The organism is Roseateles sp. GW821-FHT09G03, from assembly GCF_059416045.1.
Genome location: NZ_JBWKOK010000001.1, coordinates 1,491,293 through 1,506,208, shown reverse-complemented (window position 1 = coordinate 1,506,208; position 14,916 = coordinate 1,491,293). Strand labels below are relative to the sequence as shown.

Below are 14,916 nucleotides of genomic sequence, written 5' to 3'. Positions count from 1 at the left end.
CCGCCTACGTCGAGGACCCGCAGCTGGCGGATGCCGGCGTCCACAGCGTCGGCGTCGAGGCCGGTGTCCAGCCGGCGCCGGCCCACGCGGTGTGCGTGACCAGGGCCTTGTAGGTCCTGCCCTGGTAGCTGACGACGGTGCCGACGTTGAAGGTCTTGCCCTCGCTCCACGCGGGGCAGCTCGGCGCGGGCGCTGGCGAAGGCGCCGGGGCGGGTGAGGGCGCCGGAGCGGGCGATGGCGCAGGTGAAGGTGCGGGTGACGGTGCAGGAGAAGGCGCCGGTGCGGGCGGTGGCGGCGGTGGCGTGGCCCCGCTCGTGTCCGTGCCATGGGTGGCGGTGGTCCAGCCGAGGAACTCGTAGCCGCCCTGGTCCGGTCCGTGCGAGCGCACGTACGACTGGAAGTTGGGGATGGCGACGCCGCGGCTCACGTAGCCGTTGAGCGCCAGTTCGGTGTAGCCGGACTCGGTGTGATAGCTGCGGCAGTCGCGCACGCCCGCGCCGTTGTTCAGCGACTTCGCCATGTACTCCAGGCCCATGGCCAGGCGCGGCAGCGCGTCCTTGGCATTGGGCTTGTGCATCCAGACCGAGTTGTCGCCCTGGTTCGCGGCCATCTCGGCGGCCTGCGCGATGCCGATCAGGTTGTACTGCGGGTGCCAGCAGTCACGGGCCTTGAGCTCGTTGATCTCGCCGTTGCCGTAGATCGACACCGGGATCATCTCGATCAAGCGCGTCAGGCCGGCGGCGTAGCGCGTCGGGTTGTCCTGGAAGACGCCGGTGGCCATCATGCCGAGCGCGGCCGAGACGGCCCAGTTGTTGACGCGCGATTGCGCCTTGGCGGTCTCGGTGTAGAGGCGGTCGACGAAGCCGTTGAAGCGCGTCACTTCGGCGGCTGGCCAGTTGCCGAGGCCGCCGCCGTGATGCCGCAGGATCTCGGCCGCGCTGATCCACACGGGCAGCATCCACGCCGCTTCCAGCTGGACCTGCGCGGCGTTCGTGCCGGAGGCGACGGTGAAGCCGCGGAAGGTGGCGGCCCAGTCGTTGAGGATGGCGACGGCCTTGTCGCGATGGCGCACGTCGTTGGTCTTCACCCAGCGCAGGGTGTTGAGGTAGGCGGCCATCGCATCGTTCTTGAAGCGCGATTCCTGCGGACCTCTGGCGCTGCCGACGACCTCGACGGTGGTCAGCGCCTGATGCGCATACGTGTAGTTGCTGCGCGAGTCGGCGAGGACCACGGCGTAGCCCGTCTTGATGCCGCTCCCGGACGGCGAGTTGGCCGAGGCCTTGAAGGTGTCCAGCCGCGCCTGGCTCATGAAGATGCCGGGGTGGCGGAACTTCGCCGGCGCCGTGGCCTGGATGGTGGCGCGATCGCCGTCGCCCTGCGCGTCGGGCGCGGGCGCCGCGTCCTGCGCGCCGACGCGCGGGTCGAGGCCTTCGCCGCCGCCGCAGGCCGCCAGCGCGGCCAGCAGGACGGGCGTGAGCGTCCATCGGAAACGCCGGGCGAAGGTCGCTTGTGGCGAGTGCGCGTGGCGCTTGGAGGTGTCCAGTCCGGTCATGTTCGTGAAGCTCCGCTGATGAGGGCGAGGCGACTTTACGAACCTGAAAACTGGAGGGATGTGACCGTGGGTAATGAGATGCGAGGGGAGAAACGACTGCGCGTTGGAGCTACCCAGAACGGGGTAGTCACCGAGGGTCTTCCATGAGCGACTGAGGGGCCGAACTCAGGCCCGGCGGGCGACTCGATCTCAGGACGCCCGGCTCTGAGCCGCTTCCACCCGCGCGAGCACCGTCGCGACCTCGAAGAACACGAGCCGGCGGCGCGTCTCGATGCGGGTGAACTCTTCGGCCGACGGCACGAGTTCCAGGTCGCCGAAATGGGCGTGGCGCAGCCAGCCGCTGAGGCAGGCCTGCGCGATGAGCAGGGAGCGGTCCGTCGACGCGCCGTCGTCCGATCCCCCCGCGATGCCGAAGATCGCGCGCAGCGGGATGCCGGCGGCGTCGGCGGCGAAGAACTCCTGGGGAACGAAGGGAGGCGCTCGTCGTGACGAGTCGCCCGAGAGGCGGTCGTTGTTTGTCACTGGCGGCGCTCGGTGGGAAGGGGATCGCCAGTCTGTCGGGCCACGACCGGCATCGCGTCCGTGGAAACCCGCCGCAAGCGTTTGGCTTTGAGCGAAACCCGCACGACACCCGTCGACGGTGCGGTGTGCAAGCAAAAGCCTTGCCAATCGCACGACCCGGGCGACGTCCTCGTGTCCCCCGAAAGTACTTGAAGCCTAAATGATTGAAGCCTAATCTTGTCTCGCAGTGCTTTAAGCCTAAAGCAAATCTGCGGCGAGGCGGTTCATGAGGCCCCTCGCTCCCACTCTCTCAACATCAACGAAAGCGAGATCATCATGAACGCACTCACCGTCAGCATCATCCTCATCCACGGCGGCTTCGTGGACGGCTCCGGCTGGGAACCCGTCTACAACATCCTGAAGAAGGACGGCTACGCCGTCAGCATCGCGCAGCATCCGACGACGTCGCTGACCGACGACGTGGCCTACGTGCGGCGGCTCGTCGCGGAGCAGAAGGGTCCCGTCCTGCTGGTCGGCCACTCGTACGGCGGCGTCGTGACCACCGAGGCCGGCAACGACCCGAAGGTCAAGGGCCTGGTCTACATCGCGGCCTTCGCGCCGGACAAGGGCGAGTCGGTCGACTCGCTGATCAAGAACCCGGTGCCCGGCGCCCCGGTGCCGCCCATCCTCCCGCCCAAGGACGGCTTCCTGATGCTGGATCAGGCGAAGTTCGCCGCGGCCTTCGCCGGTGACCTGAGCGCAGACAAGGCAGCGTTCATGGCGGCCTCGCAGGTGCCCTGGGGTGTCAATGCGCTGGCGGGCGCGGTGACGCAAGCCTCGTGGAAGACCAAGCCGAGCTGGTACCTCGTGGCCAAGGACGACAAGATGATCCCGCCGCCCGCACAACGCGCGATGTCGCAGCGGGCCGGATCGACCGTGGTGGAGGTGCCGGGCAGCCACTCCGTCTACGTGTCGCAACCGGAGGCGGTGGCGGCCCTGATCCGTCAGGCGGCGCAATCGACCGGCAAGTGATGGCCGGCAAGTGATGACCGGGAAGTGACGATCCGGCTGGGGAAGGTCAGTAGCCGCGGGTCTCCTGCGGTGGCTTCCCCAGCCTCACCTGCTCGCGGGCGCGAGCCTCTTCCTTCATGAGCCTGCCGTTGGCGACGCGGCGGACGATCCACGGCAGTGTGCGCAGCTTCGCGCCGCTGGCGGTCGCCGGCACCCAGGCTTTCGCGCATTTCTCGAAGAGCTCCGCGTTGAGCGCGAGGCGGGACGGCGTCATCCCCAGCAGCAAGACCTGACCCGCATGCAGCCCCACGTTGCCGCCATCGGCCAACGCAGCCGGCAGCTGCGACAGGGTGTCGGTCGGGCGCGCCATGTGGCCGAGCTGGCGGATCTGCTCATCGAAGACGGCCGGCATCCATCCGCCGAACGCCGCCATCTGGCGGCAGAACGGGCCTCCGCCGACGAGCACGGCGCAGACGTCTGGCCGAGCTTCATAGATCGTCCGATGAAGTGCCAGCACGCCCGTGCCACCGGCTTCGGCAGGAGCGAGATGCGTCGTCCGCATCGATGCGTCCGTGGCTGTTCCCCATCCCAGGCGCCCGCTGGCGGGATCGCGCAGCGAGAGGCTGTCCGAATCGCCCGGCATCAACCCGCGCGCCAGCAGCCGCTGCCGAAGGCCGTGCCAGGTGTCCTTGAGCGCCTCATCGTTGCAGGCGCCGTCGGCGCCGGCCGGGAACTCGTTGTTCATGGCGTCGTCGACGGTGCCGTCACACCAGCGCCATCACATCGTCGAAGCGGTTCAGCGCATCGTCGATGACCTCGTCGGTGTCGGCCAGGCTCGTGTAGAGCCGGCTGCCCGCGACCGAGATCAAGCCGTGCGCGGTGAAGGCCGCGCCCATCTCCTCCATCATGTGCTTGCGCCGCTTGGCCTCGTCCTTGACCTTGATGAGCTTCCACAGGCTGCTCGTGTCGAGCAGCAGCACGCCCGAGGTCTGCAGATGCACGATGGAGCCGAGGTTGTAGGCCACGTACGGCAGTCCGCGCCGCTGGATGATCTCGTCCAGCCCGATGCGTAGACGTTCGCCCGCGCGTCCCGCCACCGCTGGCGCGTTGGTGCGCTCCACCTCGAGGAGCGAGTGATAGCCCGCCACGCAGCTGAGCGGATTGGCCGACAAAGTCCCGCCGACGAAAGCGCGCCGCGAGGTCGTCCCGATCCCGCCGACGAGCGACATCATGATCTCCCGCTTGCCTCCGATCGCGCCCGCCATCGGATAACCGCCGGTCAGGCACTTGCCGAGCACCGTGAGGTCGGGCGTCACGCCGAAGTAGGCCTGCGCGCCGCCCATGCCGGCGCGGAAGCCGGTCACCACCTCGTCGAAGATCAGCAGCGCGCCGAACTCGTCGCAGAGCGCGCGGACCTGCGCATTGAACTCGCGGTGCACGGGCCGCGTGCCGCTCTCCGGCCCGAAGGGCTCCAGCAGCACCGCGGCCGTGCCGCCGCGCAGGCGGTTCCAGCGCAGCAGGCGGCGCAGGGCCTCGGGGTCGTTGGGCAGGCACTCCTGCGTGTTCGCCGTCGCGCCGCGCGGAATGCCGATCGCTTCCATGCGGCCCGTCTTCGGCAGCCGCATGCCGTAGACGAGCTGGTCGCTCCAGCCGTGATACGCGCCGCCGATCTTGATGACGCGCTGGCGCCGGGTGAAAGTGCGGGCCAGCCGCACCGCGCCCATCACCGCCTCGGTGCCGGAGCCCAGCATCCGCAGCATCTCCACGCCGGGCATGTGGCGGCAGACGAGCTCGGCGAGCTTCACCTCGTACTCGTGCAGCAGGCCGGTGACGGGGCCGCAGTCATCGAGCAGCGCATGCACGGCCGCGCGCACGGCCGGCGGATTGCCGCCGAGCAGCGTCGGACCGCCGGCCTGCAGGAAGTCGATGTAGCGGTTGCCGTCGATGTCGGTGAGGTGGGCGCCCTCGGCGCGCGTGATCGCGAGCGGGAACGGATGGTTGAACGCGAGGTTGTGCTGCACGCCGCCGGGGATCACGGTGGCGGCCTGCTCCGCGAGGCGCTTCGAGCCGGCGCAGTGCTCGTCGAACCAGCGCAGCACCTTGGGCATCGCGTCCGGCCGGATCGGCCGCATCGGCTGGTTGACGAGCGCGGCGAAGCGCTCGTAGAGCGCGTGCGTATCGGGCCACGCGGGCACCGCGGGGGCGCCGGGCGGCAAGGCATTGGCTGGCGACGTCGCGCGATGCCCGTCCAGTGCGGACGCGGCGGATGCGGCTGACTCGGCGGATGACGGCGTGGGCGCGGCGGGGGCGGAAGCAATCGTAGACATCACGGTCCCTTGAGATGAAGCAGCAGGTCGCGCACCGGGGTGAGCCGGGCTCGCAGGCCGGGCTCGCGGCGGGCGCGTTCGTCGATGTGCGCCGCGAGCAGGTCGCGGGCGAGCGTCTCGAGGCGCTCGACGGCTTCGAGCGCGGTGGCGCTGTCCGCGGCGCAGCACAGGATGCCATGGTTGCGCAGCAGGTAGGCCTGGCGGTCCGGACGGACCGCCTTGGCGAGCTTGCCCGCCAGCCACGCGGTCCCCGACGGCGCATACCCGACGACCGGCACTTCCGTGCCGAGCCAGCGCTGCATCGGCTCCGGCACTTTCAGCGGCAGACCGATCAGCGCGCAGGCGCTCGCCAGCGGCTGGTGCGTGTGGATGCTGCAGCCGACGTCGGGCCTCGCGCGCATCACGCGGGCATGCAGGCCGGTTTCCACGGAGGGCTGGCGCTGGCCGCCGCTGGCGTCGTCGACCACGGTCAGGTCGGTCAGGCGCAGCACGCAGACGTCCTCCGGCCGCATGACGAGGTAGTCCGTGGCCGACGGCGTGACGGCGACCAGATCGTCGGCGATGCGCAGCATCAGGTTGCCGCCCGTGCCGGCGAAGTAGCCGCGCTCGGACAGGCGCAGGCAGAGCTGCACCACGTGATGGCGCTCGATCTCGTGCTTCATGTCGCCGCTCCGGCGGCCGTGCTTGTGGCAACACCTGGCACCACCGCTGTCGCCGGGGCACGGTTGAGGCGCTGGTACAGCGGCGCCAGGCGCTTCTGGACGTCCTTGAAGGCCTCGAACTTGTCGCTGTAGAGACGGCTCAGATCGACCGCCGGTTCGTAGATGCGGCGCGTGCGACGCAGCGCCGCGAGATCGCCGAAGCGCAGCGCCCCGGTGCCGATGCCGGCGAGGAAGGTCGCCCCGATCGCGTTGGCCTGGATCGGATGCTCCAGCTGCCGGATCGGCTGGCCGGTGACGTCCGCGAAAATCTGGCACCAGACATCGCTCTGCGCGCCGCCGCCGACCGCGGCGATCGTGCCCGGCGAGCGCCCCAGCAGCCGGGCGAAGGGTTCCATCATCCAGCGCGTGTTCAACGCGACGCCCTCCAGGAAGGCGCGGAAGATGTCCTCCCGCGAATGCTCCAGCGAGAGATTGATCAGCCCCGCCCGCAGCAGCGGATCGTCGACCGGCGTGCGTTCGCCGAAGAGCCACGGCGTGTAGATCAGTCCGCGCGATCCCGGCGGCACGCGCGCGGCGATCTTGTCGAGCAGCTCGTAGACGGCGGGGTGTTCCTCGTCGGACGCCAGCTCGTCGGGGTGGTACAGGATGCGGTCGCGCAGGAAGGACAGGTTGGCGCCGGCCGTCGACTGAAGCGCGAGTGCGAGATAGCGGTCGTCGACCGCGCAGGGCACGGCCGCGATCTTGTGGCGGACGTCGGTCCGCATCTCAGGCACATGCGCGCCCAGCCACGAGGACGTGCCCAGGTACAGGTGGGTCTCGAAGTCCGTGACGGCGGCGCCGACCGCGACGGCGGAGGTGTCGACGGCGCCCGCCACGACCGGCGTGGACGCGGGCAGTCCCAGCGCCGCGGCAACATCGGGCAGCAGCGGGCCCAGCACCTCGGTGGAGCGCACGATGGGGGGCAGCTTGTCGGCGTCCAGCCCCAGCGCGCGGATGAGCCGCCCGTCGTAGCGGATGCGCGAGGGATCGCGGTTGTCGGTGACCCAGCTGGTGAGGATGGAATCCTGCGTCGCGCAGACGCGTCCGCAGAGGCGGTAGTTCAGGTAGTCGAGCGCGTTGAGGAAGCAGCGCGTGGCGTCATGCACGGCGGGCATCTCGTCGCGGATGTAGGCCATGTGGCCGGCGGCGTCGCGCCCGCTGAGCGACGGCGCGCCGCCGGTCAGCCGCAGCCAGCGCCAGAGCTGGTGCGGCGCGTAGCCCTCGATGTTGAGCCAGCGGCCGCGCAGCCGGCGTTTGATGGCCGCGGCGCCACGCGCGTCCAGCCAGCTGAAGGCCGGACCGATCGCGCGTCCGTCATGGCCGAGACAGACGGTGACCTCGGTCTGCGTGGAGCAGCACACCGCCGTCACGCGCCGCCGCCGCGCCGCGTCGGGCGCGAGCACTTCGCCGGCGGCGTCGAGCAAGGCCTGCCACCAGGCCTGCGGATCCTGCTCCGCGCGCGCGCCGTCGACGAACAGCGCCACGGGACGGAAGGCCCAGGCCACGACCTCGCCGTCCAGGCTCACCAGCGCGCACTTGCAGCCGCTGGTGCCGAGATCGACCGCCAGCACCAGCGATGAGGTCGACGCAGTCGTCGCGATCGACGATGTCGGAGGCGACGACGATAGTGACGAGGGAACCGGAGACGTCATCAGAACTTGCGCGACACGGACACGACCACGGTGTTGTTGTCCTGGCGCTTCCAGCCGTCGCCGTCGGGGATCATGAAGAGCTCGGGCCGATGGGTGCTGGTGGCGACCCATTCGGCGGTGAAGTTGAGGCCCCAGCGCACGTGGGTGATGCCGATCGAGTAGTCGCTGAAGTCCGCTTCCTTGAAGTGGCGGATCTTCTGCGTGCCCGCATGCAGGTTCAGCGTGGTGGTGGGTGTGAGCGGATGGCGGTAGGTGAGGTCGTAGAGCAGGCTGCCGCGCGAGTTCTGGTCGCCGCGCGCGTAGCACTCCAGCGCTGGCGTGGGATCGACGCCGGCGACGAGGATCTGGCCGCAGACGCCACCCGTGTCGGCGCCGCGGTAGGTGCGCGACAGCACGTTGAGGATGCGCCCCTCGAGCTTGCCCCAGCCGATCTCCAGCACGGCGTAGGCGGTGTCGTAGCGGGTCCGGCGGAAGTCCACCGGCACGCCGGCTTCCATGTCGATGCCGTGGGGCGCGTCGAACTTCGCGCCCGGGAAGAACTCCTTGGCCAGACCCACGCCGAAGTGCCACCCGTCGGGATCGCCGAAGCGGTAGCCGGTGCCGAGCAGCAGGTTGACGCCGTCCCCGTCGGTGAAGGCCTTCTTGCTGACGGTGGACAGCTGCGCGAGGCCGATGATCCCGGACTCATGCGCGAGCTGCACGCCCAACTGCAGCGACGGCTTGCGGCCCGAGTCCGACACGCCGCGGTTGCGCAGGTCGGAGAGCAGCTTCACTTCCGTCTCGATGCCCATCGTGGCGGTGCCGGTCTCGTCGGCGCGGGCGGCCAGCGGGACCAGCGCGCTGATGACGGCCAAGGCGCACAAGGCCAGCCGAGGCGCATGAGGTGGCCGGGGCGAGCGACGCACGCGAGTCATGTCGGGCGCGAAGGTCGGGCGAGCGGAGGTCTGGCGGGTCATCTCGGGTCTCCTCGTTCTGGTGTTCAGGATTTGCAGACGGGCGAGGCGGGCAACTCCGCCACGCGCTTCATCTGCTCGGTCTGGCCGAGGATCTCGGTCCCGATGTAGGCGCGGATGTAGAGGTCGCCGCTCTTCACGCGCAGCGCGCCCTTGTATTTCTTCTTGTCGCGAGGGTCGTAGACCCAGCCGTCGCGCCAGGCCTCGTTCTCGTATCGGTCCAGCTGCGCGATCTGGATGCCGCAGGTGTCGTCGGCCTTGCCGGCGTCCTTGTCCCAGACGATGCGGCCGCACAGCGCGGTCGGCTTGTCGTCGCACGGCTTGAACTCGATGACGGCGCCGCCGTCGGCGCTCAGCCAGCGGCCCTTGGCGTCGTCCGGGCCGGCGGCCATCGCCAGGCACGGGATCAACGCAGCGCACAGCGCCACGAGCGCGGCGCCTGTGGCCGGTCCGGGCCGGATCCCCGGGAAGCCTCGTCGAGAAGGGGCTTGTCGAGCTGCCATCGCGTCCTCTCCGGAGGGGTTCGTCCTCGCATCATTGGATAGTGATGGCTATGGTATAGCGATGACTATCGAATTTGATTTGCGGAGAAACCCTGGCGGAACCTCTCTTGCTCCCTCTCCCGCTTGCGGGAGAGGGTAGGGGTGAGGGCCAGCGGCGGTGGCAGTGCAGAAGCCTTCGATCAGTCCGCGGCGGGCCGCGCGGGCGTGCGCGTCAAGGGCAGCGCGACGATCGCTAGCACGGCGAAGCCTGCGGACACGAACGGCACGGGCGCGACTTCATCGCCCGTGACGACCAGCGAGGCCATCAGCGGCCCGAACGCGCTGCCGAAGAGCTGGGCCGCCGGCACCAGCGACGCGACGCGCCCGCCGCCGTCGACGCGGAAGGCGAGCGCCATCTGGAACGGCAGCATGAACAGCCAGGTGAAGGTGAACAGCCCACAGAGCGCGGCGAAGGCGCCGGTGCCGCCTTGCTCCGTCCGCGCGATGCCGAGGGCGCTGAGCCCGAGCACGACCGCGCATCCCAGCAGCACGGGCCGCACCGGCAGTCGCCGTACGAGCCACGTGCCGACGCTGCCGCCGACGACCTGCATGCCGAGTCCGGCGGCGATCAGCGTCTGCACGGCCAGTGGCGAGAAACCTGCGCGGGTGCCGAGCGGCTCCGCATAGGCCCACAGCGCGCCGAGGGTGGCGAGCTGCAGGAAGACGACCAGCAGCGTGCCGATGCGCGGCCGGGTCCAGGTCATGCCGATGCCGGCCTGGCTCACGGTGGGCGTGAGCGGGCCCAGCGGCCGCGCGAAGAGGAGGGCGAGCAGGGCGGCCAGACCGCAGAGCCCGGCCAGCACCGCGAAGCCGCCCGGCCATCCGGACACGGGAATGACGAGGTGCGCCAGCGCAAGGCCGAGCACGGACTGCGCCAGGGTCTGCACGACGAAGAAGAGGCCGGCCAGACGCTCCGGCACGGCGGCCCGGACGATGACGGCGGTGGTGCTCCAGACCATGAGGCCTTCGGCCACGCCCGCGCCGGCGCGGACGAGTCCGACCGCCAGATCGCCCGCCACCCGCATGGTCACGAGGTTCAACGCCGCCGCTGCCAGCGCGGCGAGGACGGTGATGGACCGCAGCGACCGCACCGGCAGCGCCAGATCGCCGATCAGCACGCCGAGTCCCAGGGCCACGATCTCGCCCATGGCCACCAGACCGACGCCCTCCAGCGTGACGTGGCCGGCTTCGAGCAGCGCGCCCAGCAGCAGTGGCTGCAGGCCGAGCATCAACAACGCCACCGAGCCGACGGCGATGGCCAGGCGCTGCGCGCCCCGCGTGCTGGCCGAAGCCGGGGTTGGTGCCGCGAAAGGAAGTGTGGTCATCTCGGCGCAAACCATGCGTTGGAAGATGAGCGGAGATCTTATAGTCATGGCTATCGTTCCGAGGTGCTCGCCAACCCTGGAAGAATCCCGCAGAGCTCACGCCCGCCCATGCCCATGCCCACCTCGCGCCGCAAGACTTCCGAACCTGCCCTGAACGCCGCGTCCGTTGTTGCGTCCGGTGCCGCGTCAGTGGCCGGGCGCCCACTCGAGGCCGAGTCGGATGCCGGACCGGACGCCGTGACGGCACCGGCCCTCGCGGCCAAGAAGTTGCCCGCGCAACAGCGCGCCACGGAGACCTACGAGCGCATCCTGGAAGCGGCCGCGCAGACCCTGATCGAGGTCGGCGTGGAGCGGCTCTCCACCAACCTGGTCTGCATGCGCGCGGGCTTGTCTCCACCGGCGCTGTACCGCTACTTCCCCAACAAGTACGCGCTGCTGTTCGAGCTCGGGCAGCGCCTGATGCAGCGCCAGAACGAGTGCGTGGCGAAGTGGATGTCGGTGGAGGTGGTCCGCGGCGGCGTGCCCGCGCTGGAAGAGGCGCTGGCGGGGCTGCTGCTCGACACCTACGCGGCGACGCGCGACACGCCCGCGGGCGTGTGGATCATGCGGGCGATGCGGGCCGTGCCCGCGCTGCAGGAGGTGCGCCTGACCTCGCACGCGGCGGTGACCGAGGCGCAGACGCGGCTGCTGGTGAAGGCCTTGCCGGGCGCGAAGCGCGCGGAGCTCAAGCTCGCGAGCCGCATCGTCGTGGAGCTGATCTACGCGACGGTGGAGATGCTCTTCGACGAGAGCCTCAAGCCCAAGGAGGTCGCGCGCATCGCTGCGGGGATGATGGCGAGCCACTTGGCGAAGGTGATGCCGTCGAAAGGACGAGGATGACCTGGGACGTCGGAATGGATGGGCAAGATCTGCCCTGGGCATCGAAGGACGCCGAGGTCGTCGAAGGGCAACTTCGGATCGTCTGCGAGGACGTGATGCGCCGGACGCAGGCCTTGTCTCAAATTGATTGGGATCACTACGGGTCCGGCTACGCGTCGTTCGTCGACGCATGGTTCTATCAGGAGACGGCGGACTTCCGCGTCGCTCACGAGGGTGTGCATGACGAGTACGTCGGACTGGTCGTGATCCTGAGCCGGTTGGCGCCGTGCTTCGTTTTCATGGAAGGCGCGAAGGGCTGGCATGCGAAGGGAAGCCACAGCTACATGCCGCGCTTCGAGATGGTTGACGCGCTGAAGACCGAAGCTGTCATCCGTCTGGCCTCACAGGTCCAGCCGATCCTCGAAATCCAAGGGCTGACGAGGTTGCATCGACATCAGCTGGAGGAGTTCCTGCCGTCGGACGTCGTGCTGCATACCAACCTCGGCGATCCGCCGCTCAGGCGGTTCGATGCGTTGTTCCATTGGGAAGATTGACTCGGTAGACGAGTGAGGCTCACGACGAGAGCTCGGTTTTCCATCAGTCTTCGTGATACGCCAGCCAGATGACCGTGTCGAGCTCTGCCAGGTTTCTTGCGGGGTGCCCAACGCTGGCCCTCAATGAAGCCCGTAGCCGTTGAGCGAGATCGACATAGGATGCGCCTTCTGACGCCCCTCTTGGGCCGCGGAAGTTGATGTCCCTGAGGAACAGCTTTACCGGCTTGTCCATGACAGGGTATTTGTCGGGGAAAAACTGGCAAAGCATTTCGGAGAGAAAGGCTGTTCGTGCTCGATTGCCTTTCTCGTGGAGAAAGTCAATTGCGGTTGCAACGACATCATCTCGATCATCCGGAGGCGCATCAATGATCTTCAATAGTGCATCGCTCAGCATCTGGAAATCGCTGGCCTTTCCTTGTCGCTCCCAGCCAGAGCCTTGGAAGCGATTTCCAACATCGAAGCCCCAATGCTCAGGCAGTTCCGAGTAGAAATCCTCGGGCGATGTGGCTCCAGTTCGACAGCGCCCGAGAAGACCAACGAGCGCCCCCTTGCGCCGTTGAAACTCGCGCATCTGCTGTCGCCGCGCGCGAAGCTGTTCCTCCATGCCGTCAGGCCTCGGCAGTTGGATCTGCTCCAGAAATGCGGTGACTGGAGACGCTGACTTGTTGCGCCTTGTCGCGCCGAGCGCCGCTTCCTGATATTGATCAAGCCAGCCGCCGCCGGCGGGAACGGACTTCGCCTCGATGTCCTTGACCCACCTTCGCGCTTGATCGAACTGTTCGTCGGTCAATCGATGCAGCGCGTTGGCTTCGTAGTTGCTTGTGAATGCGGCCTCTGTAAGGTTGGAGGAGCCGACAAGGCTGTAACACTCACCCGCAACAGTTCGCCAGAGCAATATCTTGGGGTGAAAGCCGTCGATGCCGGCGGCAGCCATGAAGCAGTTCTTGCGGTTCGCCGGCAACCACTTGAGTACGGCTTCGCATGCATGTTTACGAGTGATGCCGAAGTCCTGTCCCACGATGAATCTGAATGAAGTGCAGTGCGCTGCCAGTTGGAAGTCAGGTGCCCAGTTGGTCAGGTAGGCAGAGAGCAGGTAGAGCTCCCGAGCACTCTCAAACGCATTCTTGTAGATCAAGTCGAGTTCGCATTCCTTCGCCGGAAGAAGAATGAGCTTGTCCATGACGCCTCCCTCTTGGTTGTTCTTGGCTTCGAGTCTATGGAGCGCATGTGTTTCTTGTCATTGAGGGGAAACGCGTCGTCCTTTCGATTGCTCGCACATCTGACGGGGTGGCGTGCCCCTCATTCCTCCACGAGGAAATCGATGAACGCCCGCGTCTTCAGTGGCAGGTGACGTCCCGGCGTGTAGACCGCGTGCACGTCGCTGCAGAACATCTCGTGCAGACGCCACTGCGGCAGCACCGGGACCAGCCGCCCGGCGGCGAGCCCGTCTCGCGCGGCGAATCCCGGCACCAGACCGATGCCGCCGCCGGCCTCCACCATCGCCAGGATCGCTCCGCTGTTGTTGGTGCGGATCCGGCTGGCGGGCACGACCTGGCACTCCTGCTGGCCCTGCCTCAGGGTCCAGCGGTCGAAGCTCTCGTAGTTGAAGTGGATCAGCGGATGCTCGTTCAGCGCCGAGGGTTCCTGCGGCAAGGCGTTCGTCTGCGCATACGCGGCCGATGCCACCAGTTGCATCTCGCTCGTCATGAGCCGCCGCGAGACGAGACCGGGCGCGAGCTCCCGGGCGATCCGCACGGCGATGTCAAAGCCTTCCTCGATGAGATCGACGTTCCGGTCGGTCAAGGCGAGGTCGACGTTGACCTCCGGATGCCGCGCCACGAACGCCGGCAGGCGCGGCGCGATCCACATCTGCCCAAAGACTACGGGCGCGGACACCCGGATCGTGCCGGCCGGATGCGCGCCGTACACGCCGGCCATCTCGTCGAACAGGCCGGTGGGGGGGTGGTCATTGGGCGTGGATCCGGAGGGAGGCGCGGAATGGACGCACCTTGCCGGAAGGCCCGCGTCCGGCTCATCGCGGGGTCCCGGCGGCCGGCGCGGAAAACTGGCGCAGGCCGGTGGCCCAGTCCTCGATGTGGTGGGTCTCGACGATGAGCCCGTCGCGCACGCGGTGCACGTCGATCGTCATGACCCGGAAGCTCGCGCCGGAGGGGGCGACGCCCAGGAAGGCGGTGCGCGGCGTGCCGCTCGCCTCGCCGCGCACCACCAGCGTGTCGTCGCCGGCGAGGACGAGGGCACGCTGCGTCCACCGCAGGTCGGGCACGGCGTCGAGGCGGCCGCGCCAGCGCTGCAGCGTGGCGGCGCGATCCTGGCACTCGTCATTGCCGCCGCAGTTGCGCCAGTCGGCGCGCGTGGCGCTGTTCAACCGGGTCTCCAGCGTGTGGGCGTCGCTGGCGGTCAATGCGCCGTAGAACGTGTCGACCAGTGTCTGGGCGACCCCCGGGTCCAAGGGCGCGGCTTGTGCGCGCGTGGCGGTCGACGCGGCGGTGGCGCACAGCGCCGCCAGCAGGATGATGAGACGTGCCTTCATGAGCGATTCCTTCCAATGGGCCAGCTCCGGCGCAAAGCCGGTTCACGGGGGCGATCCGCACCCTCGATATGGATTCTTCCTGGCAGTCCGCCATCGGTCGATGCGGACGCAGTGCCATCAGAAGTTCGTCATGGCCAACAGTGGGTGTGAGAGTTTTCCAGCCGCGTGTTGCCGTGCCGACAAAGGCGCTTTGCTTCCCGGAGGAGTTCCGCCGCGCGGCGTGGCGCCTTAGCCTCTCGCGTTTTCAAAGCCGTGCCGATGCGATTCAACCTCAAACTGATCTGGTGCCTGGCCCTCGTCTAGGTGATCTGGGGCTCGACCTACCTGGCGATCAAGGTCGCCGTCGGCGGACTGCCGCCGTTCGTGCCGGCATCCACCTGGATCGCGTT

15 protein-coding genes are annotated in these 14,916 nt (G+C 68.5%); 3 read left to right on the top strand and 12 right to left on the bottom strand.

The window, feature by feature from the left end; all coding sequences use genetic code 11:
• Nucleotides 1–4: 4 nt before the first annotated feature.
• Both AC07OZ_RS06715 and AC07OZ_RS06710 read right to left on the bottom strand, forming a co-directional pair.
• Entirely contained in the window at nucleotides 5–1,552 is a 1,548-nt protein-coding gene (locus tag AC07OZ_RS06715; RefSeq protein ID WP_495466373.1) for a carbohydrate-binding protein, read from the bottom strand.
• 189 nt (nucleotides 1,553–1,741) lie between these two features.
• Complete coding sequence (locus AC07OZ_RS06710; RefSeq protein WP_495466372.1) at nucleotides 1,742–2,074, bottom strand: hypothetical protein; 333 nt, start codon at nucleotides 2,072–2,074, stop codon at nucleotides 1,742–1,744.
• Nucleotides 2,075–2,389: 315 nt separating this feature from the next.
• Between AC07OZ_RS06710 and AC07OZ_RS06705 the strand changes: the two genes are divergently transcribed.
• The gene (locus tag AC07OZ_RS06705) at nucleotides 2,390–3,085 is read left to right on the top strand and encodes an alpha/beta fold hydrolase (RefSeq protein WP_495466371.1); all 696 of its coding nucleotides are present in this window, start codon (nucleotides 2,390–2,392) and stop codon (nucleotides 3,083–3,085) included.
• Nucleotides 3,086–3,131: 46 nt separating this feature from the next.
• On the opposite strand, the gene AC07OZ_RS06700 is transcribed toward AC07OZ_RS06705, so the two are convergent.
• From AC07OZ_RS06700 to AC07OZ_RS06670, 7 genes are all read right to left on the bottom strand, one after another.
• Nucleotides 3,132–3,809 (bottom strand): hypothetical protein, encoded by a 678-nt coding sequence (locus tag AC07OZ_RS06700; protein ID WP_495466370.1) that lies wholly within the window; start codon nucleotides 3,807–3,809, stop codon nucleotides 3,132–3,134.
• A gap of 19 nt (nucleotides 3,810–3,828) precedes the next feature.
• Nucleotides 3,829–5,391 (bottom strand): aspartate aminotransferase family protein, encoded by a 1,563-nt coding sequence (locus tag AC07OZ_RS06695; protein WP_495466369.1) that lies wholly within the window; start codon nucleotides 5,389–5,391, stop codon nucleotides 3,829–3,831.
• Nucleotides 5,391–6,053 (bottom strand): class II aldolase/adducin family protein, encoded by a 663-nt coding sequence (locus AC07OZ_RS06690; protein WP_495466368.1) that lies wholly within the window; start codon nucleotides 6,051–6,053, stop codon nucleotides 5,391–5,393. Before AC07OZ_RS06690 ends, AC07OZ_RS06695 begins: the two co-directional genes overlap by 1 nt.
• The gene (locus AC07OZ_RS06685) at nucleotides 6,050–7,744 is read right to left on the bottom strand and encodes a xylulokinase (protein ID WP_495466367.1); all 1,695 of its coding nucleotides are present in this window, start codon (nucleotides 7,742–7,744) and stop codon (nucleotides 6,050–6,052) included. Before AC07OZ_RS06685 ends, AC07OZ_RS06690 begins: the two co-directional genes overlap by 4 nt.
• The gene (locus AC07OZ_RS06680) at nucleotides 7,744–8,700 is read right to left on the bottom strand and encodes a TorF family putative porin (RefSeq protein ID WP_495466366.1); all 957 of its coding nucleotides are present in this window, start codon (nucleotides 8,698–8,700) and stop codon (nucleotides 7,744–7,746) included. The genes AC07OZ_RS06685 and AC07OZ_RS06680 overlap by 1 nt, the downstream gene beginning before the upstream one ends.
• A gap of 23 nt (nucleotides 8,701–8,723) precedes the next feature.
• The gene (locus AC07OZ_RS06675) at nucleotides 8,724–9,200 is read right to left on the bottom strand and encodes a DUF2147 domain-containing protein (RefSeq protein ID WP_495466365.1); all 477 of its coding nucleotides are present in this window, start codon (nucleotides 9,198–9,200) and stop codon (nucleotides 8,724–8,726) included.
• A gap of 179 nt (nucleotides 9,201–9,379) precedes the next feature.
• Nucleotides 9,380–10,564 carry an MFS transporter gene (locus AC07OZ_RS06670; protein WP_495466364.1) on the bottom strand — a complete coding sequence of 395 codons (1,185 nt, stop codon included), beginning with the start codon at nucleotides 10,562–10,564 and terminating at the stop codon, nucleotides 9,380–9,382.
• A gap of 108 nt (nucleotides 10,565–10,672) precedes the next feature.
• On the opposite strand from AC07OZ_RS06670, the gene AC07OZ_RS06665 reads away from it, so the two are divergent.
• Together AC07OZ_RS06665 and AC07OZ_RS06660 are read left to right on the top strand one after the other, a co-directional pair.
• Nucleotides 10,673–11,443: a TetR/AcrR family transcriptional regulator gene (locus AC07OZ_RS06665; protein WP_495466363.1), complete on the top strand. Its 771-nt coding sequence runs from the start codon at nucleotides 10,673–10,675 to the stop codon at nucleotides 11,441–11,443.
• The gene (locus AC07OZ_RS06660; protein ID WP_495466362.1) at nucleotides 11,440–11,976 is read left to right on the top strand and encodes a hypothetical protein; all 537 of its coding nucleotides are present in this window, start codon (nucleotides 11,440–11,442) and stop codon (nucleotides 11,974–11,976) included. The genes AC07OZ_RS06665 and AC07OZ_RS06660 overlap by 4 nt, the downstream gene beginning before the upstream one ends.
• Before the next feature lie 43 nt (nucleotides 11,977–12,019).
• Here AC07OZ_RS06660 and AC07OZ_RS06655 read toward each other — a convergent pair whose 3' ends face one another.
• The 3 genes from AC07OZ_RS06655 to AC07OZ_RS06645 form a co-directional block, all read right to left on the bottom strand.
• Complete coding sequence (locus AC07OZ_RS06655) at nucleotides 12,020–13,156, bottom strand: hypothetical protein (protein WP_495466361.1); 1,137 nt, start codon at nucleotides 13,154–13,156, stop codon at nucleotides 12,020–12,022.
• Between the two features lie 119 nt (nucleotides 13,157–13,275).
• Nucleotides 13,276–13,905 (bottom strand): substrate binding domain-containing protein, encoded by a 630-nt coding sequence (locus AC07OZ_RS06650; protein WP_495466360.1) that lies wholly within the window; start codon nucleotides 13,903–13,905, stop codon nucleotides 13,276–13,278.
• A gap of 103 nt (nucleotides 13,906–14,008) precedes the next feature.
• On the bottom strand, nucleotides 14,009–14,527 hold the full coding sequence (locus AC07OZ_RS06645) for an ester cyclase (protein WP_495466359.1): 519 nt from the start codon (nucleotides 14,525–14,527) through the stop codon (nucleotides 14,009–14,011).
• Nucleotides 14,528–14,916: the final 389 nt, after the last annotated feature.

Bases quoted from the DNA above. Each gene is read 5' to 3' on its own strand.
- AC07OZ_RS06715 (WP_495466373.1), bottom strand. From the start codon at position 1,552: ATGACCGGACTGGACACCTCCAAGCGCCACGCGCACTCGCCACAAGCG.
- AC07OZ_RS06695 (WP_495466369.1), bottom strand. From the start codon at position 5,391: ATGTCTACGATTGCTTCCGCCCCCGCCGCGCCCACGCCGTCATCCGCC.
- AC07OZ_RS06675 (WP_495466365.1), bottom strand. From the start codon at position 9,200: ATGGCAGCTCGACAAGCCCCTTCTCGACGAGGCTTCCCGGGGATCCGG.
- AC07OZ_RS06645 (WP_495466359.1), bottom strand. From the start codon at position 14,527: ATGAAGGCACGTCTCATCATCCTGCTGGCGGCGCTGTGCGCCACCGCC.
- AC07OZ_RS06685 (WP_495466367.1), bottom strand. From the start codon at position 7,744: ATGACGTCTCCGGTTCCCTCGTCACTATCGTCGTCGCCTCCGACATCG.
- AC07OZ_RS06700 (WP_495466370.1), bottom strand. From the start codon at position 3,809: ATGAACAACGAGTTCCCGGCCGGCGCCGACGGCGCCTGCAACGATGAG.
- AC07OZ_RS06665 (WP_495466363.1), top strand. From the start codon at position 10,673: ATGCCCATGCCCACCTCGCGCCGCAAGACTTCCGAACCTGCCCTGAAC.
- AC07OZ_RS06690 (WP_495466368.1), bottom strand. From the start codon at position 6,053: ATGAAGCACGAGATCGAGCGCCATCACGTGGTGCAGCTCTGCCTGCGC.
- AC07OZ_RS06660 (WP_495466362.1), top strand. From the start codon at position 11,440: ATGACCTGGGACGTCGGAATGGATGGGCAAGATCTGCCCTGGGCATCG.
- AC07OZ_RS06705 (WP_495466371.1), top strand. From the start codon at position 2,390: ATGAACGCACTCACCGTCAGCATCATCCTCATCCACGGCGGCTTCGTG.
- AC07OZ_RS06680 (WP_495466366.1), bottom strand. From the start codon at position 8,700: ATGACCCGCCAGACCTCCGCTCGCCCGACCTTCGCGCCCGACATGACT.
- AC07OZ_RS06655 (WP_495466361.1), bottom strand. From the start codon at position 13,156: ATGGACAAGCTCATTCTTCTTCCGGCGAAGGAATGCGAACTCGACTTG.
- AC07OZ_RS06670 (WP_495466364.1), bottom strand. From the start codon at position 10,564: ATGACCACACTTCCTTTCGCGGCACCAACCCCGGCTTCGGCCAGCACG.